Below are 26408 nucleotides of genomic sequence, written 5' to 3'. Positions count from 1 at the left end.
GAGCATGAGTTCGGCTAGTCAAGCCGAACTCATGCTCAAATGGGGGACCTGACCCCAAATTGAAAAAGCCCTGAGACGGGATGGCTCAGGGCTTTTTTGGTCGCTGACGGCCGCGGCGGCGGCTTGGCTTAGTTGCTGCTGATCTTGGCGATCGAGACTTCGGTGGACTTTACGAGGGCGATGACTTCGCTGCCAACCTTTAAATCCAGGTCATGAATCGAGCGCGAGGTGATCACCGAGGTGACGATGCCGTGCTGGGTTTCCACATCGACTTCCGAAACGACCGGCCCAAAGATGATTTCCTTGATCTTGCCGCGGAACTGGTTACGTACGTTAATTTCAGAAATGGCCATCGTGCTTCCTTTGTCTGGTTGGTTACTACGCTTCCAGATTAAGGGCAGTCAGGCCGTTTGCAAACGAATCTGTCCGTATATCCTTATTTGGTCTGGTAGATCTTGTCGAATTCGGCGCCGTCGTCAAAATGCTTCTTCTGCGCCGATTTCCAGCCGCCGAAGACGTCATCTACCGTGAACAGCGTGATTTGACGGAAGTTGGCGTTGTACTTCTTGAACGCGACCTCGGAACGCGGACGGAAGTAGTGCTTGGCGATGATGTCCTGCGCCTGCTCGGTGTACAGGAAGTTCAGGTAACCGGTGGCCTGCTTGCGGATGCCACGACGGTCGACCACCTTGTCGACCACCGCCACCGGCGATTCGGCCAGCACGGATACCGCCGGATACACCACCTCGAAGTTGTTGCCGAATTCGGCGCGCACCAGGTTGACCTCGTTCTCGAAGGTCACCAGCACGTCGCCGATTTCACGCTGGGTGAAGGTGGTGGTGGCGCCGCGGCCGCCGCCGTCCAGTACCGGCACGTTCTTGAATATTTTCGTCACCAGGTCGCGCGCCTGCGCTTCGTTGCCGCCTTTTTTCAGCACCGAGCCCCAGGCCGCCAGGTAAGTGTAGCGGCCGTTGCCGGAGGTTTTAGGATTCGGAACAATGACTTTTACGCCGGGCTTGCCCAGGTCGCCCCAGTCCTTGATCTGCTGCGGATTGCCCTTGCGGACCAGGAAGACCATGGTCGAATAGAACGGCGCAGCATTATTAGGGAACTTCTTGGCCCAATCCTGCACCACCAGGCCCTTGTCGGCCAGCATGTCGATGTCGTTCGCCTGGTTCATGGTGACGACCGCCGCTTCCATGCCGTCGGCCACCGAGCGGGCCTGCTTGGACGAGCCGCCGTGCGATTGGTTGATGTTGATGGTTTCGCCGGTGTTCTTCTTCCAGTCGGCCACGAAGACTGGATTGATGTCCTTGAACAGTTCGCGCGCGACGTCGTAGGACGCGTTCAGCAGCACGGTTTCCGCCGCGTTCGCCTGCAGCGGCAGGCCCAGCATGACGGCGGAGGCGGCCAGGAAAGAGGAGATCAGCGCGCGGCGGGCAGGATTTTTGGTGGTCATAATGAGCTTTCGTAATAACAGGCGCCCATGGTGTAAAATTTCGCCCGGAAAAGATACGAATTTTTCGTAATATGCTTAGAAGGTATGTTTTTCACGAGGTTTTCAGTAAAAACCGCATAACGATTTTTGAAAACATTCGTGGGCAAAAACAGGGCCAGCCTCTAGGCTGTGAGAGTCGCGCAACGACTTTTGCTGCTTGGTGTATAGTGGGTTTCAGGCACTGAAGAAGGCGCGCGGTGAAACAGCGTAGCGCTTCATTTTTGCTATCGGGAATATTTGTGAGCGTACATGAGTCTTGAAATTCGGAGTCTTGAAATTCGTATTGCTGCTTCGACAGATGCGGATGCGGCATGCACAGTGTTGCGCCGCTCGATCACGGAGTGCTGCGACCTGGATCATAAGAACGATCCCGCCATCCTTGACGCCTGGCTAGGCAATAAAACTCCGCAGATGGTGGCGAACTGGTTCAGTTCGCCGACGAATTTTTCGCTGGTCGCGTTGAGCGAAGGCGTGGTGGTCGGCGTCGCGCTGCTGACCGGCGCCGGAAAGTTGGCCTTGTGCTATCTGTTGCCGGAGGCGCGCCGACAAGGCGTCGGCAAGGCGCTGCTGGCGCGGATGGAGGAGCAGGCGTGCAGCTGGGGCGTGAAGGCGCTGCAATTGCACAGCACGGCCACCGGCCAGGATTTCTTTGCCAACCGTGGTTACGTCGATGCCGGCAAGGTGCGTTCGCCGTATGGTGTGGAAACCGTGTTCTTCTGGAAGCAGCTGGACGCCGGCGCCGAGGCGCCGGACGGCAGCAAGCGCAAGCGCTTCTGCAACTGCAATCCCCTGTAAGTCAACTCAGCAGCAAATCTCCAACTCCCATTCCTGGCGCCGCACCGGCGCCGCTCCCACTTCCAGTCCGTTGACAAACAGCTTCAGCTCGCCCGGCGCGAAGCGGGTCCAGGCCTCGTTCGAGGTCAGCGGCTGGGTCGCGATCACGGCGATGCGGTCGTCCAGATGGTTGTGCTTGCTGAAGTCGATGCTGAGGTCGCAATCGATCAGCTGCGCCACCGAGAACGGATATTCGCGCACCACCACGTGCAGGTCGGTGCTGCAATGGGCGAACAGCAGCTCGCCGTTGGACAGCAGGAAATTGAAAGTGCCGTAGTCGGCGATTTCGCCGGCCAGCGTCTCCAGTGCGCCGAACAGCACATGGCGCGGCGGCCGCGTTTCAAAGCGCAGCGCCAGGCCGGACAGCAGGTGGCAGAAGGCGCGCTCGCTGTCGGTGTCGCCGTGCGGCGAGTACAGGCTGGGATTCGGATCGAACAGTTTCAGGTCGCCGTTGTGCGCGAAGGACCAGGTCTGGCCCCACAGCTGGCGCGTGAACGGATGGCTGTTTTCCAGCGAGATGCGGCCCTGCGTGGCTTTGCGGATATGGGCGACGACGTTTCGGGCCTTGATCGGATTGTTGCGGATCTGCGCCGCCAGCGGCGAGTGGGTCGAGGCCAGCGCATCGGTGTAGAGCTGGCAGCCGCTGGCTGTATGCAAGGCGATGCCCCAGCCGTCGCGGTGCTCGCTGCCGCGCAGGGCGAAGCCGGCGAAGGAAAAGTCGACGGTGGCGGGTTTGCTGCTGCTCATGGCGAGTAATTGGCACATGGTGTTCTGGCGAAAAGTGGCGATGACCCACGATAGCGGCCGTGCCCGACGGGCGGAACGAATGTTTTGGCATATCCATAGCTGAAAGCATTCGTTCTGCTTTGCCGCGCGCAGGCCTACGCTGTCGGTATTGTCCGCATCAGTCGAGGAGTTCCATGTCATTTCCCATCCTGCAAAAATACCTGGCGCGTTTATCCGACGCGACCGGCGCCGCTTCCAGCATCTGGCTCGATCACGAGGGCAAGGCGCAGGGGCGGTTTTTCAATTGCACCATGAGCAGCGCCTTCCAGCCTATCCGGCATCTGGAGTCGGGCCAGGTGCAGGCGTATGAAGGCCTGGCGCGCAGCGTGTCGGCGCAGGACCAGGGGCTGTCGCTGTGGAAGCTGCTCGACCATGCGGCCAGCGACGATGAGTCGATCGAGCTCGATCGCTTGTGCCGCATGCTGCACGCGATTAATTTCTTCCGCCAGTCGGGCGAGGGCGAACAGGACTTGTACCTGAACGTGCATGATCGTTTGCTGAGCGCGGTCAGCAGCAATCACGGCCACGCCTTCCGCCGCATCCTCGATGCGCTGGAACTGCCGCTGGAACGGGTGGTGCTGCAATTGCCGGCGGCCTCGCCGCAGCAGGGCTGGCTGCTGAACTATGTGTCCGATAACTACCGCCGCAACGGTTTCCGCTTCGCCGTCAACGTGCCGAGCGCGCGCGAGGCCTTGTACGTGCTGGATCGCTTGCGACCCGACGTGTTCAAGCTCGATGCGCGCGAGCTGCATGACAGCGAGACCTTGCTGACCTTGTTGAAGCGCAGCGCGGCGGCCGGCGTGGCGGTGGTGTTCAAGCGCCTGGAGTCGACGCAGGCGCTGGCGGTGCTGCGCCAGTTAGGCGAGGCGGCGAATATTCCATTGCTGGCGCAAGGCTATCTGCTGGACGAACCGCGGTCCGAATTGCTCCTTGCCGAGCGGGAGGCGGCCGCCGCATGAGCTTGCATTCATGAGACAGTTCGGCTGCATGATGTGTTATTCATGAGCCATTTTAAATTTATATGTCGCGATGTCGATGATAGACAGAATGAATTTGTTTTTTCTCCGGTGACTGCTTAAATGGAAATTCCTAACCGGGGAAAGAACATCATGAAAACACTATGCTTAGCTATTGTATTGGGCGGGCTGGCCCTGTCGTCGGCATTGCAAGCACAACCGTCCGAGGATACCGTCAGTGTGCCGGTCTCAGCACGCCAACTCCGCATCGATTTGCCCGATGCTTACTCCAAAATGTGGCCCGAGGATTACCGCGACCTGGTGGCCAACTACTCGCTGTCGAATGGGCAAACGCTGTCTATCATCAGCCGCGGCACGAATATGTACGCTTTGGTGGATCAAGGCCCGCCGCACAAGATCGTCTCCACCAGCCGCAATAATTATGTGGCGCTGGACCGGCAACTGAAAATGGAAATCGTTCTGGGTGGCGATCAGGGCGCGAGCGGTTCGGTGACGATGGTGGTGCCGTCGCGCAGCTTGTCCGATGGCCGGTTCGTACCTGAACAGGTGGTGCTGCTGGCGTTCCGCTAACATCAGCGTGAGCATCAAGCGGGGCCCGGTTTTTTGGTGGAATCGGGCCTGTTTCCTTTTTCATTTCCCTCTGCATACGCTATAGTGTCCCCATTGGTTTTCACGGGTAGGTTATGGCAACGCGCAGAAATTTTTTACAGCAGGGTTTGGGCTTGGCGGGAGCGAGTTTTTTATCGGTGCCGCTGATAGGATGCGCCTCCCGCAGCACCGTTCAACACAGCACGGCGGCAGCGCCGAAACCGGCGCCGCATCCGGCTGCGTCCGGGGGCGCAACCAGCGCCGTGGCCCAGGCCAAGCCGGCCGCCAGCATGCCGCGCGCCACCGCGCCTTCCGGCTTCGGCGAGCTGGAGCCACCACCGGATATCTTCGACGCGCAAGCGCTGGACCTGGAGTTCTGGCTCAAGCCGCGCACCATCGACGTGGTCCGTCCGGCGTCGGGCGAGCGCGCCAAGCTGCTGTACTGGAAGGACGGCGAGATCATCGAATCGGCCTACCAGGACTTGTGCCACTTGCTGCGCGACGTCAACGGCAAGGAGACCGCGCGCATCGATCCCAAGCTGTTTGAGACGCTGTGGGGCACGCAGGCTTTCGTGGCGCGCTATGGCATCGACACGCCGCTGGAAATCCTGTCCGGCTACCGTACCCCGGCCTCGAACCAGAAGCTGCGCGAAGCGGGCGTGCCGGCCGCGCGCCAGTCGCTGCACATCGAAGGCCGCGCCGCCGACATCCGCCTGGCCAGCCTGAATTCCGAAGTGCTGGGCGGCCTGGTCAAGAGCTTCCGCCAGGGCGGCGTCGGCTTCTACTACCGCGCCGGCCCGCGCGGCGGCTGGATCCATGCGGATACCGGCCTCAAGCGCACTTGGAAGGGCTGAGCCTCATTCGTAAAAATACGAGTGATAGGCAGTCGGCTTCAGCTCGGCTTTGCGGTCGCGCTCCATGCTGTGCGGATCGACCGGACGCTCCCAAAATATGCGCCATCCCAGCTGCTGGTCGCGCCGCACTTCCGGGTGCTGGCGCAGGTAGTCGTTTAAAAACCGGGTGAACTCGGACTCGTATTCAAGGCGTCCGGGACCGTAGGGATATTTGTATTTCATGGGGTAGTTCCTCCCATCGATTAAACTGGCGGCTTAGTAAGCAACTTCGCAAGCAAAACAGGACGACTATGCAAGACGATGACAAGCCAGCGCCACCGCGCTTCCGTCCGGTGCCGTGGAGCGGGCTGGAAACCCCGGCCGATGTGGAACTGTGGATAGCCGAGCACGATCTCAGCCTGCAGGAACATATCGCCAAGAATGAAACCGGCTACGGCGTCTGCTTCACGCTGGCCGAGGGCGGCGAGATCTATATGCAGACCACGCAGGACGGCGCCCTGATCCTCGATGTTACGCCCGATGCGGAATGGGTGGCGCCGCTGATCATGGCCGCCGCGCGCGTGGACGAAGCGCCGCAGGGCCGGCTGTGGGTACTGCCGGACGATAAACTGATACAGTTGATGATAGGACTGAGCGGCCTGATCGCCAGTTCCATCCTGGTCGTGGGCCATGATTTCGGCCTGCGGCGCCGCATGGGCGCCTGGTAGCGCCTGCCATTTTTACAAGGAACTCCATGCATAAACGTGATTTCACTTTCAAGCTGGCGCAAGGCGCGCTGTTGGCGACGACCCTGGCCCTGACCCTGGCGGCGGCTGCCGTGCCGGCCTCGGCGGCCGACCTGCTGGCCACGGTCAAGGCGCGCGGCGCGCTCAAGGTGGCGTTGGAGGGCACTTATCCGCCGTTCAACTACAAAGACCAGAAGAGCGGCGAACTGGCCGGCTACGACGTCGATGTGGCGCGCCTGCTGGCCGCCAAGCTGGGCGTGAAGGTGGAGTTCGTCAGCAGCGAGTGGGCCAGCATCCTGGCCGGGCTGTCGGCCAATAAATACGATGTGATCATTTCGCAGGTCGGCATCAATCCCAAGCGCGAGCAGGCGTTCGACTTTTCGGCGCCGTATATTTACTCGATGCCGCAGCTGATCGTGCGCAAGGACGAGCAGGCCGGCTACAAGACGCTGGCCGACCTGAAAGGCAAGAAGCTGGGCGTGGGGCAGGGCAGCGTCTACGAGCAGCAGGCCAAGGCGGTGCCGGGCATCGAGGTGCGCAGCTACGCGGCGGCGCCGGACACCATGTCCGACCTGGCCAGCGGCCGCATCGACGCGGCGCTCAACGACAGCCTGATGTCGGCCTACCTGTTAAAAATTTCCAAGCTGCCGATCAAGGCCGGCGCGCAGGTCGGCGCGGTCGAGCGCATGGGCATTCCCTTCCAGAAGGGCAATCCTCAGTTCAAGCAAGCATTGAACAAGGCACTGGCCGACGCCGCCGCCGATGGCAGCCTGAAAGCCATCTCGCTGAAATGGTTCGGCACTGACGTCAGCAAGGCGCCCTGAGCATGGACTGGCAGGGGCTGCTGGAGCTGCTGCGGGAGGCCGCGCCGGTCATGTTGCGCGGCGCCGGCTATACGGTGATCTTCGCCATGGCATCGATGCTGGGCGGGCTGCTGATCGGCTTCCCGGTGGCGGTGCTGCGCATCCTGCCTTACCGCGTGTTGCGCTGGCCGGCCAGCGTGTACGTCAGCCTGATGCGCGGCACGCCGCTGCTGGTGCAGATGTTCGTCATCTACTACGGCCTGCCCAGCATCGGCATCGAATTCACGCCGGTGACGGCCGGCATCCTCGCGCTGAGCCTGAACGCCGGCGCCTTCCTGTCCGAAAGCCTGCGCGGCGCGATCGGCGCGGTCAGCAAGGGGCAGTGGGCGGCCAGCTACAGCCTGGGACTGGGCTACTGGCCCACGCTGGTCCACGTGGTGCTGCCGCAGGCCTTGCGCATCGCGGTGCCGGCCATGAGCAACACGCTGATCAGCCTGATCAAGGACACCTCGCTGGTCTCGGTCATCACCATGACCGAACTGATGTTGTCGACCAAGGAAGTGATCGCGACCACCTTCCGGCCGCTGCCGCTGTACCTGGCCGCCGCCGTCATCTATTGGGCACTGAGCCTGCTGTTTGAAGCGCTGCAGCGGCGCGCAGAACAACGCTTGAACCGCGCACATCGTTGAGGCGACGCCGTTCGCTCGACAGTGCGCGGCTTAAATGCTAGTCTGAACACCTACGCAAAGGGGTGGTATGGAGAAGCCTACGCACAGTACCGGATTGCATGGCGGCCGGCAGCCGATCTCCGCGGCCCGCATCGACGGGCTCACCAACATGGCTATCATGGACGAAGGCGCGGTGCTGGAACCGTTCGCCGAATTGCCCTCGGCCGACGAGCTCAGCGCCGAGCAAGCTTATTTCAACGATGTCTACCTGTTGGCGCCGGTCGGCTATTTCGTGCTCGGCTTCGACACCACCATCCTGCAGATGAATGTGGTGGCGGCCGACCTGCTGGGCTTGCCGCGCAACAACCCGGCCAAGGTGCCGCTGCGGCAGTTTATCGCACCCCGTTTCCATGACGACTTCGACCGCTTCGTGCGGCTGGCGCTGAACAGCCAGCATCCCGAGCAATGCTCGCTGCAGATGACGCGGGCCCGCAACCAGCAAGGCTTCCCGGTCACGCTGCGCGCCAGCGCCGACAGCAGCGGCCAGGCGATCCGGGTGGTGCTGGAGCTGGCCGAGGGCAAGCTGGCGGCGCTGGAGCGCAGCGAGGAGCGCTTCCGCCGCATCGTCCACAGCGCCGAGGAGGGCATCTGGGAAATCGACGCCGCCGCCCGCACCAGCTTCGTCAACCCGAAGATGGCGCACATGCTGGGCTACGGCATCGAGGAGATGCTGGACCAGCCGCTGGTGTCGTTCATGGACGACGAAGGCCGCGCCATCCTGGAGCGCAATATCGCGCGGCGCCAGCAGGGCATGGCCGAGCGCCACGAATTCAAGTTCCTGCGCAAGGATGGCAGCGAGCTGTGGGCCACCCTGGCCACCAACCCGATCTTCGACGCCGAGGGCACCTACCTGGGCGCGCTGGCGCTGGTGACCGATATCACCGACAACCGCGCGACCACCGAGCGCATCTGGCACCAGGCCAATTTCGACGACCTGACCGAGCTGCCCAACCGCCATATGTTCCAGGACCGGCTGGGCCAGGAGGTCAAGAAGGCGCAGCGCGAAGGCCTGCAGCTGGCCTTGCTGTTCATCGACCTGGACGGCTTCAAGCAAGTCAACGACAGCCTCGGCCACGCGCATGGCGACACCCTGCTGGTGGAGGCGGCGCGCCGCATCGGCGCCTGCGTGCGCAGCTCGGACACGGTGGCGCGGCTGGGCGGCGACGAGTTCACCGTGATCCTGTCCGGCATCGAGCAGGCGTCCGGCATCGAGCGCATCACGCAGACCATGCTGGCGCTGCTGAACCGGCCGTTCGCGCTGGGCGCGGCCAATCCGTCGATCTCGGCCAGCATCGGCATCGCCCTGTACCCGTCGGACGCGGTGGCGCCGGAGGACTTGCTGCGCCATGCCGACCAGGCCATGTACGCGGCCAAGGAGTCCGGCCGCAACCGCTACAGCTACTTCACGGCCGACCTGCAGCTGGCGGCGCAGGCGCGCCAGCAGGTCACGCTGGACCTGCGCTCGGCGCTGGCGGAGCGGCAGTTCGAGCTGTACTTCCAGCCCATCGTCAACCTGCAGACCGGCACCATCGAACGGGCCGAGGCGCTGCTGCGCTGGCGCCATCCGCAGCGCGGCCTGCTGGCGCCGGCCGAGTTCCTGGCGCACGCCGAGTCGGGCGGGCTGATGATGGAGATCGGCGACTGGGTGTTCCGCCAGGCGGCCCTGCAGGCGCGCCGCTGGCAGGACGAGCTGGGGCCGGGCTTCCAGGTCAGCATCAACCAGTCGGCGGCGCAGTTCCGCGGCGACACCGCGCTGTACGTCGGCTGGCTGAACTACGCGGCCGAGCTGCAGCTGGCGCCGCGCAGCATCGTCATCGAGATCACCGAAGGGGTGTTGATGGACGGCATGGCCAAGGTCGCCGACCGCCTGCGCGAGTTGCGCGAGATGGGCTTGCAGGTGGCGCTGGACAACTTCGGCACCGGCTATTCCTCGCTGTCGCACCTGAAGCACTTCGGCATCGACCTGCTCAAGCTGGACCACAGCTTCATCCAGCACCTGGCGGTCGACAGCGGCGACCTGGCGATGTGCGAGGCGCTGATCGTCATGGCGCACAAGCTGGGCCTGCGGGTGGTGGCGGAGGGCGTGGAGACGGCGGCCCAGAGCGCCTTGCTGGCGCTGGCCGGCTGCGACTATGCGCAGGGCTTTGTGTATGCGGAGGCGTTGCCGGCCGAGCAGTTGACCGAGCTGGCCAGGCGCGGGCTGCCGCGGCTGGCGATGGAATAAGCGGGGGGCGGCCCGCCTAGCGCAGGCTGAGCAGCGAGATCACGCGCTCGCGGCTGATGCCCGCCAGCGCCGAGGTGATCGACAGCAGCGACTGGTAGCCGGGCTGCTTGGCGGTCGAGACGAAATTCTGCGCCACCTGGTCCATGCCGTCGGTGGTGTCGCTCGGCGTGGCGCTCTGCACCCGCGCGCTGACCTGGTTGAGCGCGGTGTGCACCGAGGCGATCGCCTGTTCCACCTGCGCCAGCGCCTGCAGCACTTGCTGCAAGGTGGCGCGGATCGATTCCATGTCCGAGGTTTGCCAGCTGTCCGGATCGACGGCCGGCGCTTCGGCCTCGGCCTTCACGCGGTTCAACTGGCCGGTCGGGAAGCGGATGCCGCCGCCCTGCACCGCGATGGTGTCGCGGATATTGGTCCACGACGATTCGGCGGTGGTGAATTCCAGCTGGCCTTCTTCGGTGAGGTCGGCGCGCACGCCGCTCGGCGCCAGCGCGTCGTCGAAGCGCTGGGCGATTTCCTCGTCGGACAGGCCCGGCTCCAGCACCACCGAGCGCAGGTTCTGGCCGCCGCCCAGCGAGATCGCCAGCACTTCGCGGCCGCCGGTGCGCAGGTTGCCGATGTTCATGCCGCGCACCGTGAAGCGGGTGGTGCTGGTCTTGTTGCTGAATTTGAGGCGGGCGTCCAAGGTGCCGCCGGAGGCCGCGCTGCGGTTGCGCCAGCTGTTGCTGAACTGGCGCACGCGCGCGTCCAAGGTGCCGTCGGCGCGCTGGCGGTTGGCCAGGCGGGCGCTGAGGTCGGCCTTCAGGTTGCGCAGCTGGGCCGCGCTCTGTTCGAGGAAGTCGAGCGCCTGCTGGGCGCCGGAGATGTCGCCTTGCAGCGGCTGGTCCCAGTTGTTCAGGCCGCGGCGCAGCGGCGCCGCCGAGGTCGGCGTCGGCGTGACGGGCGTGGCCGTGGCTGCGTTCTCGCCATTCAGCCCCAGTGAGGTGCCGTCCACCGCGCTGGCATTGCTGGCGTTGCCAGGAACAATGACGTTGGGTGTGGAATTGGGCGAGATTTGCATACGATGCTCAGTCTGGAATTACAGGATGTTGAACAGCGACAGATTGCTGATCTTGGAATAGGCCTTGTACGACGATTGCAAGGCCAGATTATAGCCGTTCAGCTGCGTCGCGGCGTCGCCGTAGTCCAATTCACCCAGGTCCAGCATCGCGCTCTTGTTCGACAGGCTGACGTTGGCGTGGTTGCCGTCCAGCGTGGCCATGATGTTCTGGGCGCCGCCCAGGTCGGCGATCTTGCCGGCCACCAGGTCCAGCGCGCTGCTGGCGCCGTCCATATTGGCGCCCAGCGCCGCAGTCAGCGTGGCCGAGCCCACCGTCAGCGTCGGCGACGACAGTTCGGCGATGGTCGTGTCCATCTGGTTGAGCAAGTCGTCCACGCCCTTGACGTCGACGTTGGCGGTCTGCGTGATGCCGTTGCCGACCACGGTTTTCTGCTGGTTCTGGTTGCCGGTGAAGCTGTAGCGCGAACCGATCGGCGCGGTCGCATCGAAGGTGATGGCCGGGGTGTCGGTCTGCGTGCCGGAGAAGATGTAGCGGCCTTCCTGGTCTTTTTCGTTGGCGCTGTAGAAGATACTGTCGCGCAGCGCGCTCATCGGGTTGACCATGGCTTTCAGGTCGGTGGCGGTGTTGCTGCCGTCCGAGGCCCAGACCAGCAGGTCGTGGCTTTGGGTGATGTCGTTGACCATACTCTGCAAGTAGGTCTCGTTGGTCGTCAGGCGGATCTTGATGGCCGCGATGTTGTCGCGGTACTGGCCGACGATGGCTTCCTCGCGCGTTAGGCGCGACAGCCGCACATTGGTGACCGGGTCGTCCGACGGCAGCTGGATCTTGGTGCCGGACGCCATCTGGGCGGTGATCTGGGCCAGGTGGCTCTGGTTGTCTTGCAGGCCGCGGTTCATGGTGGCCTGGAATTGGCTGGTGGCGATGCGCATACAGGCTCTCCTTAACCGAACATTTGCAAGGTGGCGTCAAACAGGGTGTTGGCGACCGCAATCACCTTCATGTTGGCCTGGTACATATTCTGGAACTCGACCAGATTGATCGCTTCCTCGTCGGTGTTGACCGCGCTGGTCGATTTCCAGTCGTCCTCGGACTGCTGGCGGACCGTGGTGGCGGTGGTCATCTGCGCCTGGTTTTGCGCGCTGTCGATGCCCAGTTTGCCGACCAGCTGGGTGTCGGCGTCGCCCAGCAGCACGCTGCCCAGCGTGGTCAGGGTGATCGGCTGGCCCTTGATGGCCACCAATTGCTGCAGGTTGCCGCTGTCGCCCGGCGTGCCGTCGCTGGAGAAAGCCAGGTCGCTGGTCTTGAAGCCGCCCACCACTTGCAGCAGGCCGGTGGCGCTGGTCGGGTTGAACACCAGCAGCGGCGTGCCGGCGACGCCGGGGCTGGTCAGGCCGGCCGCCAGCTGGGTGTTGACCTTGGTCGACATCTGCTCGGCGATCTCGGCGATCGATTTTTGCAGCGGCTTCAGGGTGTTTTCCTGATAGTCCGCCAGGCCGCCCAGTTGGCCGCCGACCTTGGTTTCGTCCAGCTTGAAGGTGGTGTTGGCGAAGGTCAGGTTCAGCTGCTGCACACCGCTGGTGGTGTCGAAGGCCAGCTTGGCCGACAGGTTGCTGACCACCAGTGGCTGGCCGCTCTTGAGCGAGACGCTGGCGGTGCCGTCCGGATTGTTGATGACCTCCACCGCGACCTGCGAGGCGACGCTGTCGATCAGCTGTTCGCGCTGGTCGATCAGCGGCGAGGTGTTGGCGCCATTGGCGCCGGTGCTGATGATCTGCTGGTTCAGCGCGGCGATGCTGACGAGCGACTGGTTCAGTCCCGGCAGGATGGCGGAGCGCTGCTGCTGCACCGAGATCAGCTGGTTGGCCGTGACGTTGTAAATGCTGTTGAATTGCTGCGACATCGAGTCGGCGGCGGTGATCACCTGCTGGCGCAGCGGGGTCGAGGTCGGATCGACGCCGGCCGCGTTGAGCGCCTTGAAAAAGTTGTCGATACCGTAGCTGAGGCTGGATTTGTCATCGCTCATGACTTTTTCCATCTGCGTCAGGTAGGGCTGGACCTGGGTATGCTTGCCCAGGTCGGACGCCGCGCGCCACATCTGCTGGGATTTATATGAGTCGCTGAAACGCAGCAGCGAGCCCACCTGCACGCCATTGCCGGGGCTTTTGCCGGAACCGTCGCTCGCCAGCGTCTGCAGCAGCACGCCCTGGCGGGTGTAACCCTTGGTTTGCGAGTTGGCGATGTTCTGGCTGACCGTGTTCAGGGCAGCCTGGGCGGCCAGGGCGCCGGACAGTGCGTTGTAAGAGATGCTCATATTGCAAGGGTCTTTCCTGGTGAAGGCCGGAGGACCAGTTGCTTGCAGTGTTTACACGAGGTCCACTGGTCCGTTAACTGTAAAGGGCGACCGTTTACTGCGCCGGGTTAAGCACTGCTGGAATATTTTGCGGCTCGGCAACACCGGATGCCGACGCGGCCGGCGCGGCCGCCGCCGGGCGCGCCAGGCTGGCCTGCACCGCCACCGGGGCGCTGGCCGGCGGCAGCAGCTGGCGCAGGATGGCGTCGGCCACGCCGAAGGCGCGCTGGCCGGCCAGCTGGTCGGCCACCAGGTTGTCGGCCATGTCCAGCATGTCCTCGTTGATCTTGTCCTTGAACACGCTGTCGTCGGCGGCCAGCGCGCGGGTGCCGGCGCGCATCTGGTGCAGCATGTGGCCGATGAAGAAACTCTCGAACTTGACCGCCGCCTCGGTGGCCTTGGCGCGGTATCTCGGATCAATGCCCGGATCAACACCGTCGTCGCTGGCGGAGGCGACCGGCGCCTGCACGCCGCTGAGCTGGTCGGCCACGCCGATGCGCATGGTGCTGCCGTCGAATTTGCTGGGGTCGAAGTTCATGGGCTTTCCTTAGATGACGACCAGTTCGCCTTCGATGGCGCCGGCCTGGTCCAGCGCCTGCAGGATCGCCATGATGTCGTCCGGCGAGGCGCCCAGGCTGTTGATGACGTCGATGATCGACTGCAGCTTGGCGCCGGCCGGCCATTTGAACATCTGGCCCGAGCCCTGGTCGACGCTGACCTGCGACTGCGGCGTCGCCACGGTGTTGCCCTGGGCCAGGGCGTTCGGCTGGCTGACCTTGGTCGATTCGGATATCACCACCTTCAGCGAGCCGTGGGTGACGGCGGCCGCGCGCACCCGCAGGCCGTCGGCGATCACCACGGTGCCGGTGCGGGAATTGAACACCACCTTGGGCGAATCGTCGCCGACGTCGATCGACAGCGCCTCCAGCTTGGCCATGAAGGCCACGCGCTGGGTCGGATTGGCCGGGGCCACCACGTCGATGCTGGTGGCGTCGGTGGTGGTGGCGATGTCGCCGAAGCGCTTGTTGATGGTGTCGACGATATTGATCGCGGTCTGGAAGTGCGGGTGGCGCAAGGACAGGCGCACCGACGGCTTGGTGGCGAAATCGCTGGCGATCTCGCGCTCGATCGCGGCGCCGCTCGGGATGCGGCCGGAGGTCGGGGTGTTGACCGTGACCGAGGAGCCGCTCTTGCCGGCCGCGCTGAAGCCGCCGACCACCACGTTGCCCTGGGCCAGCGCATACACTTCATTGTCGGCCGCGCGCAGCGGCGTCAGCAGCAGGGCGCCGCCGCGCAGGCTCTTGGCGTCGCCCATCGAGGACACCACCACGTCGATATTCTGGCCCTTGCGGTAGCCGGGCGGGAACACCGCCGACACCATCACGGTGGCGACGTTCTTGGACTTGGCGTCGGTGCCGTCCGGCACCTTGACGCCGAACTGCTTGAGCATATTGATCACCGACTGGCTGGCGAACTTGACCTGGGTCGAGTCGCCGCTGCCGTTCAGGCCGACCACCAGGCCGTAGCCGACCAGCGGATTGTCGCGCATGCCTTCGACGGCGACCAGGTTGCGCAGCACTTGCGCGGCCTGCGCCGGCACAGCGGCGCCGAGGGCCACGCAAAAGGCCAGCGGCAGTGCCAGGAGGCGGTGCAGGAAGCTGTGGCGCTTGCGGAAATTCATGGGATCACCCTCTCTAAAACTACGGCCGTTCAGAACGGCATCAGCGGGCCATTGAAGAAGCGCGACAGCCAGCCGGCCGACTGCGTGTCGGCCAGGGTGCCTTGCGCCGAGTAGGCGATGCGGGCGTTGGCGATGCGCAGCGACGACACCTGGTTGTCGGCGTCGATGTCGGCCGCGCGCAGGTAGCCGCGCAGGCGGACGAATTCCTCGCCCTGGTTCAGGGTCAGGGTTTTTTCGCCGGACACGCGCAGCAGGCCGTTCGGCAGCACTTCCTGCACGATCACGGTGATGGCGCCGGTCAGGGCGTTCTGCTGGGTGCTGGTGGCGTCGCCGGCGAAGCTGTTGGACGCGCCCAGGCCGAGCGCGGCCTTGCCGAAGGTCTTGCCCAGCAGGTTGGGGGCGACGATGTTGTCGGCCGAATTCTTGGAATAGCTGGTGCCGGCCTTCTTGCTGGCCTGGGTGGTTTCCTGCAGGTTGACGGTGACCACGTCGCCGACCCGGAAGGCGCGGCTGTCCGAGGTCAGCGACAGGCCCAGGTCGGGGCTGTAGACCCCGCCCGAGCTGCCTTTCGGGCCGACCACGCGCGACACGGTGGGCGGCTCGTCGGACGGACCGGGCCGCACCGGCGGCGGCTGCAAGGCGGCGCAGCCGGCCAGCAGCGTGGCCAGCGCGGCCAGTGCCGCCCTGGCCAGGCCTTGGATGGGCGCCCTGGAGTACATCAGCGTGCCGCCTGCGCCAGGTATTGCAGCATATTGTCGGCGGCCGACAGCACCTTGGTGTTCATCTCGTAGGTGCGCTGGGCGGCGATCATGTCGACCATTTCCTCGACCACCTGCACGTTCGAGCCTTCCAGCGCGCCTTGCTTGAGCTTGCCCCACTGGGCGTCGCCCGGCTTGCCGTCGGTCGGCGTGCCGCTGGACGGGGTCTCGGCGAACAGGTTCTCGCCCAGGGCCAGCAGGCCGGTCGGGTTGATGAAGCTGGTCAGGGTCAGCTGGCCCAGCTGGCTGGCGGTGGTGTTGCCCGACAAGGTGGCCGAGACCACGCCGTCTTCGCCGATGGTCAGCGAGGTGGCGTTGGCCGGCACCGTGATCTGCGGGATCAGCGGCAGGCCGTGGGCGTTGACCAGGATGCCGTTGGCGTCGACCTGCAACTGGCCGGCGCGGGTGTAGGCGGTTTCGCCGTTCGGCTGGCGCACCGACAGGAAGCCGTTGCCCATCACCGCCACGTCGAGCTGGTTGCCGGTGGTTTGCAGCGAGCCCTGGCTGAAGACTTTTTGCGTGCCGACCATGTGCACGCCGTTGCCGAGCTGGACGCCGGACGGCGCCAGCGTGTTGTTGTCGGCGCGCTGGGTGCCCGGCTGCTGCTCGATCGAATAGAACAGGTCTTCGAACACCACGCGGTCGCGCTTGAAGCCGACCGTGTTGGCATTGGCCAGGTTGTTGGCGATCGCCTGCAGTTTTTCGTCCTGCGCCTGCACGCCGGTTTTGCTGATCCACATTGCTGGATTCATGATTTCTCCCTGTTGTGTAACGTGGACCGGCTTAGCCGCCGATCAGGCGGTTACCGGTTTCGGCCATCGAATCGCTGGCCTTGAACAACTTCATCTGGATTTCAAAGGTACGGTTCAAGCTCATGGTGGCGACCATTTCCTCCACCGCCGAGACATTGCTGCCTTCCAGGTGGCCGGGCTTGACCACCACGGTGGCGTCGGTCGCCAGCGGCTGGCCGCTGCGCGCCACCAGCAGGCCGGCCTCGTTCTTGGTCAGTTCCGACGCTTCGGCCTTGACCAGCTTGAGCTTGTCGATGGTTTGCATGGTGGTGGTGCCGGGACTCTGGATCGACACCGTGCCGTCGGCGCCGACCGCGATCTTGCTGTACTCGGGCAGCGAGATCGGGCCGCCTTCGCCCAGCACCACGTTGCCGTTGATTTTCAGCGTGCCGGTCTCGTCGAGCGTCATGGCGCCGGCGCGGGTGTAGGCCTCGCCGGTCGGGCCCTGCACCGCGAAGTAGCCGTTGCCGGAAATGGCGACGTCCAGATCGCGGCCGGTGGCCTTGAGCGTGCCCTGGCGGGTCGACACCGCGTTGGCCTGCAGCTGCGACATGTGGCGGTCGTCGTAGCCGTAGCCGTTGACGGTTTGCGCCGACGACAGCTCCATATTGGCGCGGAAGCCGCCGGTTTCGATGTTCGCCAGATTGTTGGCGTGTACCTGCTGGCCGCGCAGGGCCCGTTCGGCCCCGCTCATGGCGGTGTAGATCAGCGCATCCATGGGTCAGCTTGTCCTTACAGCGCTTGCATCAGCGATTGCATCATCTGGTTTTCGGTCTGGATGACCTTGGAGTTCGCCTGGTAGTTGCGTTGCGAGGTCATCAGTCCGACCAGTTCCGAGGTGATGTCCACGTTCGACTGTTCCAGCGAGCTGGTGTTGAGCGAACCGGTCATGCCGACGCCGGCGAAGTTGACCAGCGGCGTGCCGGAGCCGAGCGACTGCACCCAACTGGTGTCGTCGACCTGGGTCAGCGCGCCTTCGTCCGGGAAGGTGGCCAGCGTCAGCTTGCCGACCGGCTGCTTCTGGCCGTTGCTGTACTTGGCGATGACGGAACCGTCCTTGGCCAGGTCGACGCCGGCGAAGGTGCCGGAGGAGTAGCCGTTGGCGCTGTTGGTCGAGGTGGTGGCCTCGCCGGCGAAGTAGGTGGTGCCGGTGTAGTTGATGTTGATCGGCACCGCCGCCATCTTGGCGCCGCTGCTGAAGGCCGGCCACAGGGTCGGGTCGGTGGTGGTGTCGAGCGCGCTCAGGTCCAGCTGCAGCGAGCCGTTGGTGGTCAGCGGATCGGGCGCCGGGGTGGTCATCTGGCCGTTGGTCGGGTCGAACGCCAGCGCGCCGGCGCCGACCAGGTTGCCATCGAGCACGTAGTTGACCGAGACCGAGCCGGCCGCGGTGGCGCCGAAATACTGGGTCAGCGTGTGCTGGCCGCCCAGCGTATCGTAGATCACGGTGGCCTTGGACATGCTGAAGGTGGACGGGTCGGGCGGCGTGGTCGGCGTGACGGCGGCCGGGAAGGCGGTCACCGGCCAGTCGGCCGACAGGTTGCCGATGTAGTTGACCTTGTCGCTGACTACGGCCGGGATCTGGCCGGTCGGGATGGTGATGTCGCCCTGGGCGCCCGGCGTGGTGCTCGGCGGCGTGATGGTCGCGCCCTGCACCTTGCGGCCGGAGGCGTCGGTCAGGAAGCCGTCCTTGGAGGTGTTGAAGATGCCGACCCGGGTGTAGTTGATGGTGTTGCTGCTGTCCTTGACCATGAAGAAGCCGGCGCCGTTGATCGAGGCGTCCAGCGTGCGGCCGGTGTTGAGGATGCCGCCCGACAGGCCGATGTTCTGGGTAGTCGAACCGATGTTGACGCCGGTCAGCTGGCTGCCCGCCACCAGCGCCGAGAAGTTGGCGCGCGACGATTTGTAGCCGTAGGTGCCGGCGTTGGCGATGTTGTGGCTGGTGACGTCCAGCGCTTCGTTAATGGCCTGGATGCCAGACAATGCGATATCGAAACTCATGATGGAGTCCTTTCTTAGAGACTAGATTGAGTGGCGGAAGCGGTGGATTTACCGTTGAAAGCGGTGATGGCGGTCGGCGCGACTTCGCCGATGTTGCCGACGTTCAGCACGACGCTGCCGCTGGCGGCCAGCCGTACGCTGTTCAGGCGGCCCAGCAGGTCGACCGGCGGGGTTTCCTTGGTGCTGGTCTCGACCGTCATGGTGTAGGTGCCGGCGGGCAGGCCCAGCGCGGTCGGGTCGATCGCGAACGGCACGGTGCCGGCCGCGACCGTGCCGAGGTTGACGGTGTGCTTGGCGCCGTTGGTGCCGGTCAGCACCACGCGGGTGCTGGTGCTGGAAGCGCTGAGCGTCATCTGGCCGCTGACCTTGGTGGCGCCGTCGGTGCTCAGGGTGCTGGTCTCGGCCATGACGTCGGAGCCGACCTGGGCGCCCAGGGCCAGCACCTGCATGCTTTGCAGCACGCTGGCGTTGGCGCTGGTCAGGCTGGACAGGGTCTGCAGCGATTCGGTCTGCGACAGCTGGGTCAGCTGCTGGACGAACTGGGCCGGATCGGTCGGCGACAGCGGGTCCTGGTTCTTGATCTGGGCCACCAGCAGCTTGGTGAACATGTCCGAGGTCGCGCTGGCGCTGTTGCCGGTGATGTTGCTGCCGGTGGAGGCCGGCGTGCTGCCGCCGTTGTTGAGGAGACTGACTGTCATGGCTTAACCTTCACCGAGTTTGAGGAGGGATTGCTGCATCGTGCGGATGCGGCCCAGTACTTCGACATTGGTCTCGAAGGCGCGCGAGGCCGACATCATGTCGGTCATCTCGGCCACCTGGTTGACGTTGGGATAGAACACCATGCCGTCGGCGTTGGCCATCGGGTGGCCCGGTTCGTACACCTTGCGCAGCGGCTCGCTCGATTCGACCACGTCCAGCACCTGCACCTTGCCGCCGGCGCTGCCCATGTCGCCGATGCTGTCGCCCATGACGGCGGCAAACACCGGCTTGCGCGCGCGGTAGGTGTCGGTTTCGGTGCCGGCCACGGAATCGGCGTTGGCCAGGTTGCTGGCGATGGTATTGAGGCGCACCGACTGGGCGGCCATCGCCGAGCCGGCGATCTCTGAAATATTCTTGAACGACATTGCGCGCTCCTTATTGGCCGTTGATTGCTTTGGCCAGGCCCTTGAGGCTCATGTTGACGAAGGTCAGGCTGGTCTGGAAGTCCGAGGCGTTCTGCGAGAACGCCGCCTGCTCGACGCCGATCTCGACCGTGTTGCCGTCGCGGGTAGGGTGGAAGGGCACGCGGTACATCATGGCGCTGTCCTCGTCGCCGCCGATGTCGCCGGTGGCTTCGGCCTGGGCGTTGGCCAGCGTGGCGGCGAAGTCCATGTCGCGCGCCTGGAAGCCGGGCGTGTTTTCATTGGCGATGTTGGAGGCCAGGATGCGGGTGCGCTCGGCCCGCAGGTGCAGCGCGTCGGCATGCAGGCCCACCGCGTCTTTGAAATTAATCGCCATGTTCTTCCCCTGTGTAGGCATTGCTGTAAAACGATGTTGCATGAGTGAAAACCACCGGCGCCGGGGTAGAATGGCGCCCGGGTGCTGCATGCACCCGAGACGTTCCGGCTCCCGGCATCATAGTAGAGGTATTGCCCATGTTCAACAAAAGTATTGTAACCGCTTTGAGTGCAATGTTGCTGTTTTGCACTTCATTTTCTGCGGCATTTTCCGCTCCCGTTCCGACCGCCGCCGAACAGGTGCCGCTGGCGGTGGAGGCGGCCGCGCGCGCCCATGTGCAGCGCTGGGCCGACAGCAGCGGCCTGGTGGAACCGAAATTCGAACTGAACGTGGTGCGCGGCAGCCGGCCGCTGGCCGCATGCAGACAGGCTGCGACGGTCGAAGCGCTGGATACGCGGCTGCCCAGCCGCATGCGTTTCGCCGCCGTCTGCGCCGGCGCCGAAGGCTGGCGATACGAGTTCGTGGTGCGCGCGCAGATCTCGGCGCGCATTGCCGTGATGGCAAGCGATGTGCCATCCGGGAAAGTATTGACCGACGACGACGTGTTGCTGGAGCGCCACGACATCTCCGGCATCGCCGACAGCGTGTCCGATCCGCAGGAGGTGGTGGGCTTGAGCGGCCGGCGCGCGTTGCGCAGCGGCGAGGTGTTGCGCATGGCTTTGCTGGCCGCGCCGACCCTGGTCAAGCGCAACGACGCCGTGCGCATCGTGGCCAAGCGCGAGCAGATCGAAGTCAGCATGGCGGGCGAGGCGCTCGACAGCGGCGCGCGCGGCACGCTGGTGCGGGTGCGCAACGCCAACGGGACCGTGATCCGTGCCAGGGTGACGGGCGCGGCGACGGTGGAACCTGTCGATATGCCCGTGTCCACTAATTCCCCGACGCAGTGATGTTGCCGCCGCGTTGCAACTGCGCGGCCAGTTTGCTGAGTTTGTCAGCGTAGTTGGGATCGGTGGCGTAGCCGCCTTGCGCCAGCCCCTGCGCGAAGGCGCGGGCGTCGTTGCCGGTGTTGAGCGCGGCCTGGTAGCGCGGATTGCTGGTCAGCATGTCCGCGTAGTCGCGGAAGGCGCTGGCGGTGTCCGGATAGCTGCGGAAGCGCTCGACTTTCCTGAGCATGGCGCCGTGTTCGTATTCGGTGGTGCTGGCGGCCGCCACCGCGCCCTGCCAGTTGCCGCCGGCCTTCAGGCCGAACAGGTTGTTGCTGTCGACGCCGGCCTGGCGCAGCGGATTGCGGCCCCAGCCCGATTCCAGCGCCGCGTGCGCGGCCACCACGTCGGGCGAGACGCCCAGCTTGCCGGCGGTTTCCTCGGCCCACGGTTTGATCGAGGCCAGGAATTGCTGCTGGAGCTCGACGTCGGCGCCGCCGGCGATCGCGCCGGCGCCCTGGTGGCGCAGCGCCATGGCCTGCAGGTTCATGGCCGGCGTGCCGGCGGAAGCGGCGGACGAGGAGGGCGCGGCGCTGAAACCGCCGCCCTGCGCGATGAAGGCGCCGACGTCGCGCTGGACTTGCCGGAAGGTGGAGGCGAACGCCCCGGACGAGACAACGCCGCCCAGCGCCGCGGTGGGGCGGGTGGCGGTCATATTCGAGACGGTTGCTGCAGTGGGTGCGGTCGATTGCATCCGGTCAAGCTGGTGCATAAATCTGCTCCTCGCCATGCAGCACGCGCTGCATGATGCTGTACTGTTCTACCAGCAAGTCGCTATTGCGCTTGCCCAGACGCTTACATTCGATAACCATCTGTTCCAAGGTTGCCCAGTCAGCTTCCATTCTCTCCCGTGCCGCATTTTTCAGCAAGGCAAATGCCTGCAACATTGTCGATGTTGGTCCCAATAAACGTTGTACCAGCGCCACGCGTTGCGCGCGGCGCTCCTGCATCACGTCGACCAGGGTGGAAATCGCCTCGGCCACGGCGGCCAGCTGCGGCCCCTGGTGGCGCACGGCGGCGTCGAATTGCTGTTCCAGCAGGCCGCGCAATTGCTGATAAGCCAACAGATCGTCGCCGATGCCGGCCAGCAGCAGGCGCATGGCGTCCTGGCGGGTGGCGGGCGCGGCGCCGGCCGGGGTCACGGTGGTCACTTCTCGCTCCCGTGGAAGCGCTGGACCAGGCCGGCCAGCTTGGCGGCGTCGAACGGCAGTTCGCCCTTGGCCAGCGCGTCGCGCAGCATGTCGACTCTTTCCTGGTCGATTTCCGGCATCTCGCGCATCGCCTGCAGGGCCGGCTGCATCACCGCCGATTGCAGCGGCGCCTGCGGCGCCGGCGCGGCGACGGCCTCGGCCGCTTCCGCCGGGGCGGCTTCCGCCACCCGCTGGACAGCGACGCCGTCCGGACTTCCTGTCGAGATTCTCATACGTGTGCCTCTGCTTGGCTTGGTTTCCATACGTGTTGCGTCTTATTTGGTGCGGCGCGGATCGCGCAGCGGGCTGTCGGCGCCGAGCTTGGCGCGCAGTTTTTCCAACAGGGTGGCGTCCGGCAAGGCGGTGTCGACATCCTGGGTCAGGGCGCTGCTGTTTTCCGGCATGCCGAACATGGAGGCGATCGACTTGGCCTGGGCCGTGGTCAAGATCAGCAACTCGATGCGGCGGTTGACGCCGGCGTCGGCGCGCTTGGTGTCGAGCGGCGCGCGGTCGGCCATGCCGACCACCTGCAGCACCGACTCCGGGTTCATGGTGCCGGCCAGCAGCTGCGAGCGGGCCGACATCGCGCGGTTGGCCGACAGCGTCCAGTTGGAGAAGGCGGCGTAGCTGCGGTCGGCGTATTGCAGCGAATCGGTGTGGCCGACGATCAGCATCTGGTTTTCCATCTGCCGGAACAACGGTCCCATCTTGCGCAGCAGGGCGCGGAAGCGGTCGGTCGGAACGGCCGAGCCGCGCACGAACATGCCCTGGCGGTCGGTGTCGTGCAGCATCACGCGCAAGCCGTAGGGCGTGATCACCGATTCCAGGTTGCTGGTCAGGCCGGCCTCGGCGCTCATCTTGGTCAGCGCCTTGGACAGCGCCGCCAGGTCGCTCGGGCTGTCGTACTTGACCTTGGCCGCCTCCACCACGGGCTGGGAATCGCCGGTGACCTTGGTGTGGGCCTCGCCCTTGGCCTTGGCGTCGCCCGGCTCCTCGGTGCTGCCGGTGTGCGGCATCGGGAAACGGTCGATCAGGCTGCCGCGCGGGCCGCCGACCTGCTCGGGCATGACGCCCTTGCCCTGGTCGGTCTTGGCGCCGTCGGCCTCGGTCAGGATCTGTTCCAGCGATTCGAAGTTACGCGCCGCCATCAGCCACAGCACCAGGAACAAACACATCAGCGCCAGGCAGAAGTCGGCGAACGCCACCTTCCAGGCGCCGCCGTGGTCCTCGTGCTTGTGCTTGCCACCGCCGCGCTTGACGATGGTTTGCTCATGGCTCTTGTCATGCGACTTTAGCACCGCGGCCTCCTCTGCGCGAGCTGTCCTCGGCCGGGGCGCTGTCGCGTCCCTCGAGGTCGTTGATCCAGCGTTCCAGCTGGGCGAAGCTCGGCTTGATGTTGAGCGGCACCAGGCGGCGGCCGGCGTCGATCGCCAGCAGCGGCGGCTTGCCGGCCACGTGGGTCACCAGCACCACCTTGACGCATTCCTTGTTCGACGCTTCCTGGTTGACCAGCTGCTTCATCATGTTGGAGATCGGATCGAGGATGCCGTAGCAGAAGAAGATGCCGATGAAGGTGCCGACCATGGCGGCGCCGACGTGCTCGGCGATCTCGCCCGAGGTCGCGCCTTCGCTGACGGTGTTCATGGTGATCACGATGCCCAGCACCGCGGCCAGAATGCCGAAGCCAGGCATCGCCTCGCCGATCTTGGCCAGCGACTTGGCCGGCTGGTTCAGTTCTTCGTGGATGGCCTCCAGTTCCTGCTCCAGCACGCCTTCGAGCTCGTGGGCGTTGATCTTGCCCATCGCCATCAGGCGGAAGTTGTCGACGATGAAGGCGAGCAGCTTGGGTTCTTCCAGCACGCGCGGGTAGCGCTGGAACAGCGGGCTGTCCTTGGGCGCCTCGACGTGGGCGTCGAGCGCCTTCAGGCCGCCGGCCGCCAGTTGCAGCAGTTCGTACATCAGCAGCAGCAACTGGCGCTGGAATTCGGAGTCGTATTTCTTGCGGAACACGATCTTCTTGATTTGCGTCACGGTCTCCATGAGCACGTGGGGCGGGTTGCCGATCACCAGCGCGCCGAGACCGGCGCCGGCAATGACGATCAGCTCGATCGGTTGCCAGATCTGATGGAAGGCGCCGCCCATCATGAAGAAGCCACCGAAGACGCTGCCTAAAACTATGATGATGCCGACTATTTGCTGCATGATGATTCGCCTTTCCGCGTCATTTTTTTAATCTTGCCTTGCGCCCGCTCTGGATCAGGCGTTTTGCAATACTGCCTTCATCTTGCCCAGCGCCGCCTTGTTGAGCTGACAGACGCGGGCGTCGGTCAGGTCCAGCACGGCGGCGATTTCCTTGTAGCTGAGCTCGAATTCGTAATACATCTGCACCACCCGCTGCTCGCGCTCGTCGAGTCCGCGCAGCGCCTGTTCCAGGCTGCGCCGCACCATCAGCTGGTCTTCCGGGCTGGGGGCGCTGTCGTTGCTGACGCTCTCTTGCAGGACTTCGTCGAAGCTGGCGATCAGCTCGGCGTTTTCGTCCATCTGGTAGGCCTGGTAGGCTTCCGAGGTCAGGTTCAGCGCGCTCATGATTTCCTGTTCGCTGGGCTCGTGCCCCAAGGTGCGGGTCAGGGCGCGCACGCCGTCGCGCAGCTTGTGGCTTTGCTGGCGCACCGCGCGCGGGCGCCAGTCCTGGCGCCGCAGTTCGTCGAGGATGGCGCCGCGCACCCGCAGGCTGGCGTAGCTGCCGAACGCGCCGTCCGGCTCGCCGTAGCGGCGCAGCGCCTCGAGCAGACCCATCAGGCCGATCTGCTCCATGTCGTCGCGGTCGATGGCGCCGGCGATCTGCGAATTGAGCTGGCGGACGATGCGCTTGACCAGGGGCGCGTACGACAGCAGGTGTTTTTGCTCGTCGGCCACGCTGTGCGCCACCGGCGTGCCGCCGGGTTCGCCATAACTTTCGGCATAAGCGTCCGCATATTGCTCTATATAGGCCATGCCCGCTCCACTGGTCGCACCACTCGTCTTCATGCTTGCTGCTGCCTACTCAATGATCAGCTTGCCAATCATGACTTCGGAAAATGGCTTTTCCCGGCCCTCATGCTCGTAAGTGGCCTCGAAAGCCTTGTTCAGTTCGGCCGCGAACTGGTCGATGGTCATCACTTGCGCGGTGGCCATCGGCAGGTTGGACAGCGTGCGCACCGCCACGCTGCGCAGCATCGGTAATTGTTCCTTGGCTTCCTTCTCTTTCTTCTCGGTGGTGGTGATCACCAGGTCGGCCGACATGTAGTGGCTCAGCGTGTCGCCCGGCTGGCGCTTGAGCATGATGACCACCTTGTCCACCGTCAGGTACTTCGGCGCCGACTTGTCGTCCTTGACTTCCTTCCTGGCCGCCTTGGCCGGCTTGCTCTCGGCCGCCGGCTCCTCCTTGCCTTTCGACATGTACCAGACTGCGCCGCCGGCCACTGCCGCGCCGACCACGGCCACCAGCACCAGCGCTATGATCATTTTCATGTTCTTCATCTACTGATTACTCCCGCTCGGACGTCATGGCAAAGGTGGTGGTGTCATCGTCCGACAGGGCGCGGCCCGGCGTGCGGCCTTCTTCCTGCTCGCGCTGCTGGCCGTTGCGTCCGCCGCTGTCGGCCTGGGCCTGGGCGCGCGACGACGACACCGTCACCGAGACGTCGGCGAACTGGCGGCTCGACAAGTCCTGGCGCACGCTGTCGCCGATGGTGTTGAGCTGGCGCAGCACTTCGCTGTGGTTGGCGCTCAGGTTCACCTGCAGCGCCCCGGCGCTGTGGCGGATCGAGATCTCGATGCTGCCCATATTGGGCGGCTCCAGGCGGATCACCGCATGGTCGTTATTGCGTTGCAGCTGCACTTGCAGGCGGTCGCCCAGCGCTTCGCGCAGCGGCTGCTGCCACTGGTCCGGCGCACCGGCCAGCTTGACCACGGCGGCGGCGGCCGGCGTGGCGGTCGGGGCGGTCTGGCTGAAGCTGACGCTGTTGCCGACCGGGGCCGGGGCGGGCGCGCTGCTGCGGGGCGTGCCGTCGTCCTTGACGGTGGCGGCCACGGTGCTGCTCGTGTTGGCCGGGACCGGGGTGTCGGCGACGGCACCGTCGGCGCTGCGCGGCGCCACGCGTGGC

Annotated in this window: 33 protein-coding genes; 9 read left to right on the top strand and 24 right to left on the bottom strand. The window is 64.8% G+C overall.

Annotated elements, in window-relative coordinates:
• Nucleotides 1-128: 128 nt before the first annotated feature.
• The gene (locus V6M89_RS29210; protein ID WP_008449515.1) at nt 129-353 is read right to left on the bottom strand and encodes a TOBE domain-containing protein; all 225 of its coding nucleotides are present in this window, start codon (nt 351-353) and stop codon (nt 129-131) included.
• Between the two features lie 83 nt (nt 354-436).
• Nucleotides 437-1459: a sulfate ABC transporter substrate-binding protein gene (locus V6M89_RS29205; protein WP_332856514.1), complete on the bottom strand. Its 1023-nt coding sequence runs from the start codon at nt 1457-1459 to the stop codon at nt 437-439.
• A gap of 360 nt (nt 1460-1819) precedes the next feature.
• Here V6M89_RS29205 and V6M89_RS29200 point away from each other — a divergent pair, with 360 nt between their 5' ends.
• Nucleotides 1820-2293: a GNAT family N-acetyltransferase gene (locus tag V6M89_RS29200; protein ID WP_332856516.1), complete on the top strand. Its 474-nt coding sequence runs from the start codon at nt 1820-1822 to the stop codon at nt 2291-2293.
• A 6-nt stretch (nt 2294-2299) separates the two neighbouring features.
• On the opposite strand, the gene V6M89_RS29195 is transcribed toward V6M89_RS29200, so the two are convergent.
• Nucleotides 2300-3097: a class II glutamine amidotransferase gene (locus V6M89_RS29195; protein ID WP_332856513.1), complete on the bottom strand. Its 798-nt coding sequence runs from the start codon at nt 3095-3097 to the stop codon at nt 2300-2302.
• 155 nt (nt 3098-3252) lie between these two features.
• Here V6M89_RS29195 and V6M89_RS29190 point away from each other — a divergent pair, with 155 nt between their 5' ends.
• The 3 genes from V6M89_RS29190 (at nt 3253) to V6M89_RS29180 (ending at nt 5537) form a co-directional block, all read left to right on the top strand.
• The gene (locus V6M89_RS29190) at nt 3253-4077 is read left to right on the top strand and encodes an EAL domain-containing protein (protein WP_332856512.1); all 825 of its coding nucleotides are present in this window, start codon (nt 3253-3255) and stop codon (nt 4075-4077) included.
• 120 nt (nt 4078-4197) lie between these two features.
• Nucleotides 4198-4665 (top strand): hypothetical protein, encoded by a 468-nt coding sequence (locus tag V6M89_RS29185; protein ID WP_332856511.1) that lies wholly within the window; start codon nt 4198-4200, stop codon nt 4663-4665.
• Nucleotides 4666-4973: 308 nt separating this feature from the next.
• A complete protein-coding gene (locus tag V6M89_RS29180; RefSeq protein WP_332856515.1) occupies nt 4974-5537 on the top strand; it encodes a YcbK family protein in 564 nt (187 codons plus the stop codon).
• Nucleotides 5538-5540: 3 nt separating this feature from the next.
• Here the strand turns inward: V6M89_RS29180 and V6M89_RS29175 are convergent, their stop codons facing one another.
• Nucleotides 5541-5759 carry a DUF3460 family protein gene (locus tag V6M89_RS29175; protein ID WP_332856510.1) on the bottom strand — a complete coding sequence of 73 codons (219 nt, stop codon included), beginning with the start codon at nt 5757-5759 and terminating at the stop codon, nt 5541-5543.
• A 68-nt stretch (nt 5760-5827) separates the two neighbouring features.
• Between V6M89_RS29175 and V6M89_RS29170 the strand changes: the two genes are divergently transcribed.
• The 4 genes from V6M89_RS29170 (at nt 5828) to V6M89_RS29155 (ending at nt 10017) form a co-directional block, all read left to right on the top strand.
• The gene (locus tag V6M89_RS29170) at nt 5828-6244 is read left to right on the top strand and encodes a hypothetical protein (RefSeq protein WP_116988530.1); all 417 of its coding nucleotides are present in this window, start codon (nt 5828-5830) and stop codon (nt 6242-6244) included.
• Between the two features lie 26 nt (nt 6245-6270).
• Entirely contained in the window at nt 6271-7086 is an 816-nt protein-coding gene (locus V6M89_RS29165) for a transporter substrate-binding domain-containing protein (RefSeq protein WP_332856509.1), read from the top strand.
• A 2-nt stretch (nt 7087-7088) separates the two neighbouring features.
• Nucleotides 7089-7754: an amino acid ABC transporter permease gene (locus tag V6M89_RS29160; RefSeq protein WP_332856508.1), complete on the top strand. Its 666-nt coding sequence runs from the start codon at nt 7089-7091 to the stop codon at nt 7752-7754.
• A 67-nt stretch (nt 7755-7821) separates the two neighbouring features.
• Complete coding sequence (locus V6M89_RS29155; RefSeq protein WP_332856507.1) at nt 7822-10017, top strand: putative bifunctional diguanylate cyclase/phosphodiesterase; 2196 nt, start codon at nt 7822-7824, stop codon at nt 10015-10017.
• Nucleotides 10018-10033: 16 nt separating this feature from the next.
• Here the strand turns inward: V6M89_RS29155 and V6M89_RS29150 are convergent, their stop codons facing one another.
• The 12 genes from V6M89_RS29150 to flgB form a co-directional block, all read right to left on the bottom strand.
• Nucleotides 10034-11074, bottom strand: a complete 1041-nt coding sequence (locus V6M89_RS29150) for a hypothetical protein (RefSeq protein WP_332856506.1) — start codon at nt 11072-11074, stop codon at nt 10034-10036.
• A gap of 18 nt (nt 11075-11092) precedes the next feature.
• On the bottom strand, nt 11093-12004 hold the full coding sequence (gene flgL, locus V6M89_RS29145; RefSeq protein WP_332856505.1) for a flagellar hook-associated protein FlgL: 912 nt from the start codon (nt 12002-12004) through the stop codon (nt 11093-11095).
• A gap of 11 nt (nt 12005-12015) precedes the next feature.
• Nucleotides 12016-13386 carry a flagellar hook-associated protein FlgK gene (flgK, locus tag V6M89_RS29140; RefSeq protein ID WP_332856504.1) on the bottom strand — a complete coding sequence of 457 codons (1371 nt, stop codon included), beginning with the start codon at nt 13384-13386 and terminating at the stop codon, nt 12016-12018.
• A 94-nt stretch (nt 13387-13480) separates the two neighbouring features.
• Entirely contained in the window at nt 13481-13963 is a 483-nt protein-coding gene (locus V6M89_RS29135; protein WP_332856503.1) for a hypothetical protein, read from the bottom strand.
• 9 nt (nt 13964-13972) lie between these two features.
• The gene (locus tag V6M89_RS29130) at nt 13973-15106 is read right to left on the bottom strand and encodes a flagellar basal body P-ring protein FlgI (RefSeq protein ID WP_332856502.1); all 1134 of its coding nucleotides are present in this window, start codon (nt 15104-15106) and stop codon (nt 13973-13975) included.
• Between the two features lie 29 nt (nt 15107-15135).
• Entirely contained in the window at nt 15136-15825 is a 690-nt protein-coding gene (gene flgH, locus V6M89_RS29125) for a flagellar basal body L-ring protein FlgH (protein ID WP_332856501.1), read from the bottom strand.
• Nucleotides 15825-16616, bottom strand: a complete 792-nt coding sequence (flgG, locus tag V6M89_RS29120; RefSeq protein WP_332856500.1) for a flagellar basal-body rod protein FlgG — start codon at nt 16614-16616, stop codon at nt 15825-15827. The genes flgH and flgG overlap by 1 nt, the downstream gene beginning before the upstream one ends.
• A gap of 31 nt (nt 16617-16647) precedes the next feature.
• On the bottom strand, nt 16648-17373 hold the full coding sequence (gene flgF, locus V6M89_RS29115; protein ID WP_332856499.1) for a flagellar basal-body rod protein FlgF: 726 nt from the start codon (nt 17371-17373) through the stop codon (nt 16648-16650).
• Nucleotides 17374-17387: 14 nt separating this feature from the next.
• Nucleotides 17388-18653, bottom strand: a complete 1266-nt coding sequence (locus tag V6M89_RS29110; RefSeq protein ID WP_332856498.1) for a flagellar hook protein FlgE — start codon at nt 18651-18653, stop codon at nt 17388-17390.
• A 14-nt stretch (nt 18654-18667) separates the two neighbouring features.
• Nucleotides 18668-19351 (bottom strand): flagellar hook capping FlgD N-terminal domain-containing protein, encoded by a 684-nt coding sequence (locus V6M89_RS29105; RefSeq protein ID WP_332856497.1) that lies wholly within the window; start codon nt 19349-19351, stop codon nt 18668-18670.
• A 3-nt stretch (nt 19352-19354) separates the two neighbouring features.
• Nucleotides 19355-19777, bottom strand: coding sequence for a flagellar basal body rod protein FlgC (flgC, locus tag V6M89_RS29100; RefSeq protein WP_332856496.1), 423 nt, complete (start codon nt 19775-19777; stop codon nt 19355-19357).
• A gap of 10 nt (nt 19778-19787) precedes the next feature.
• A complete protein-coding gene (flgB, locus tag V6M89_RS29095) occupies nt 19788-20150 on the bottom strand; it encodes a flagellar basal body rod protein FlgB (RefSeq protein ID WP_332856495.1) in 363 nt (120 codons plus the stop codon).
• Between the two features lie 173 nt (nt 20151-20323).
• On the opposite strand from flgB, the gene flgA reads away from it, so the two are divergent.
• A complete protein-coding gene (flgA, locus tag V6M89_RS29090; protein WP_332856494.1) occupies nt 20324-21037 on the top strand; it encodes a flagellar basal body P-ring formation chaperone FlgA in 714 nt (237 codons plus the stop codon).
• Here the strand turns inward: flgA and V6M89_RS29085 are convergent.
• The 8 genes from V6M89_RS29085 to V6M89_RS29050 all read right to left on the bottom strand — a co-directional run.
• Nucleotides 21018-21785, bottom strand: coding sequence for a glycoside hydrolase family 73 protein (locus V6M89_RS29085; protein ID WP_332856493.1), 768 nt, complete (start codon nt 21783-21785; stop codon nt 21018-21020). The two genes, flgA and V6M89_RS29085, sit on opposite strands and share 20 nt — an antisense overlap.
• Nucleotides 21772-22224 carry a flagellar export chaperone FlgN gene (gene flgN / locus V6M89_RS29080; RefSeq protein WP_332856492.1) on the bottom strand — a complete coding sequence of 151 codons (453 nt, stop codon included), beginning with the start codon at nt 22222-22224 and terminating at the stop codon, nt 21772-21774. The genes V6M89_RS29085 and flgN overlap by 14 nt, the downstream gene beginning before the upstream one ends.
• The gene (gene flgM / locus V6M89_RS29075) at nt 22221-22496 is read right to left on the bottom strand and encodes a flagellar biosynthesis anti-sigma factor FlgM (protein WP_332856491.1); all 276 of its coding nucleotides are present in this window, start codon (nt 22494-22496) and stop codon (nt 22221-22223) included. Before flgM ends, flgN begins: the two co-directional genes overlap by 4 nt.
• 42 nt (nt 22497-22538) lie before the next feature.
• Nucleotides 22539-23561 (bottom strand): flagellar motor protein MotB, encoded by a 1023-nt coding sequence (locus V6M89_RS29070; RefSeq protein ID WP_332856490.1) that lies wholly within the window; start codon nt 23559-23561, stop codon nt 22539-22541.
• Nucleotides 23545-24465, bottom strand: coding sequence for a flagellar motor stator protein MotA (motA, locus tag V6M89_RS29065; RefSeq protein ID WP_332856489.1), 921 nt, complete (start codon nt 24463-24465; stop codon nt 23545-23547). The genes V6M89_RS29070 and motA overlap by 17 nt, the downstream gene beginning before the upstream one ends.
• 54 nt (nt 24466-24519) lie before the next feature.
• Nucleotides 24520-25257: a FliA/WhiG family RNA polymerase sigma factor gene (locus V6M89_RS29060; protein ID WP_332856488.1), complete on the bottom strand. Its 738-nt coding sequence runs from the start codon at nt 25255-25257 to the stop codon at nt 24520-24522.
• Between the two features lie 45 nt (nt 25258-25302).
• Complete coding sequence (locus V6M89_RS29055) at nt 25303-25782, bottom strand: flagellar basal body-associated FliL family protein (protein WP_332856487.1); 480 nt, start codon at nt 25780-25782, stop codon at nt 25303-25305.
• 7 nt (nt 25783-25789) lie between these two features.
• Nucleotides 25790-26408, bottom strand: a 619-nt coding sequence (locus V6M89_RS29050; protein ID WP_332856486.1) for a flagellar hook-length control protein FliK, incomplete at its 5' end; no start/stop codon positions are given.

The sequence above is a fragment of the Duganella sp. S19_KUP01_CR8 genome (assembly GCF_036688705.1).
Lineage (GTDB): Bacteria > Pseudomonadota > Gammaproteobacteria > Burkholderiales > Burkholderiaceae_D > Rugamonas.
Note: the sequence above shows the minus strand (reverse complement) of the source record. Positions and strands in the feature narration are given on the sequence as shown.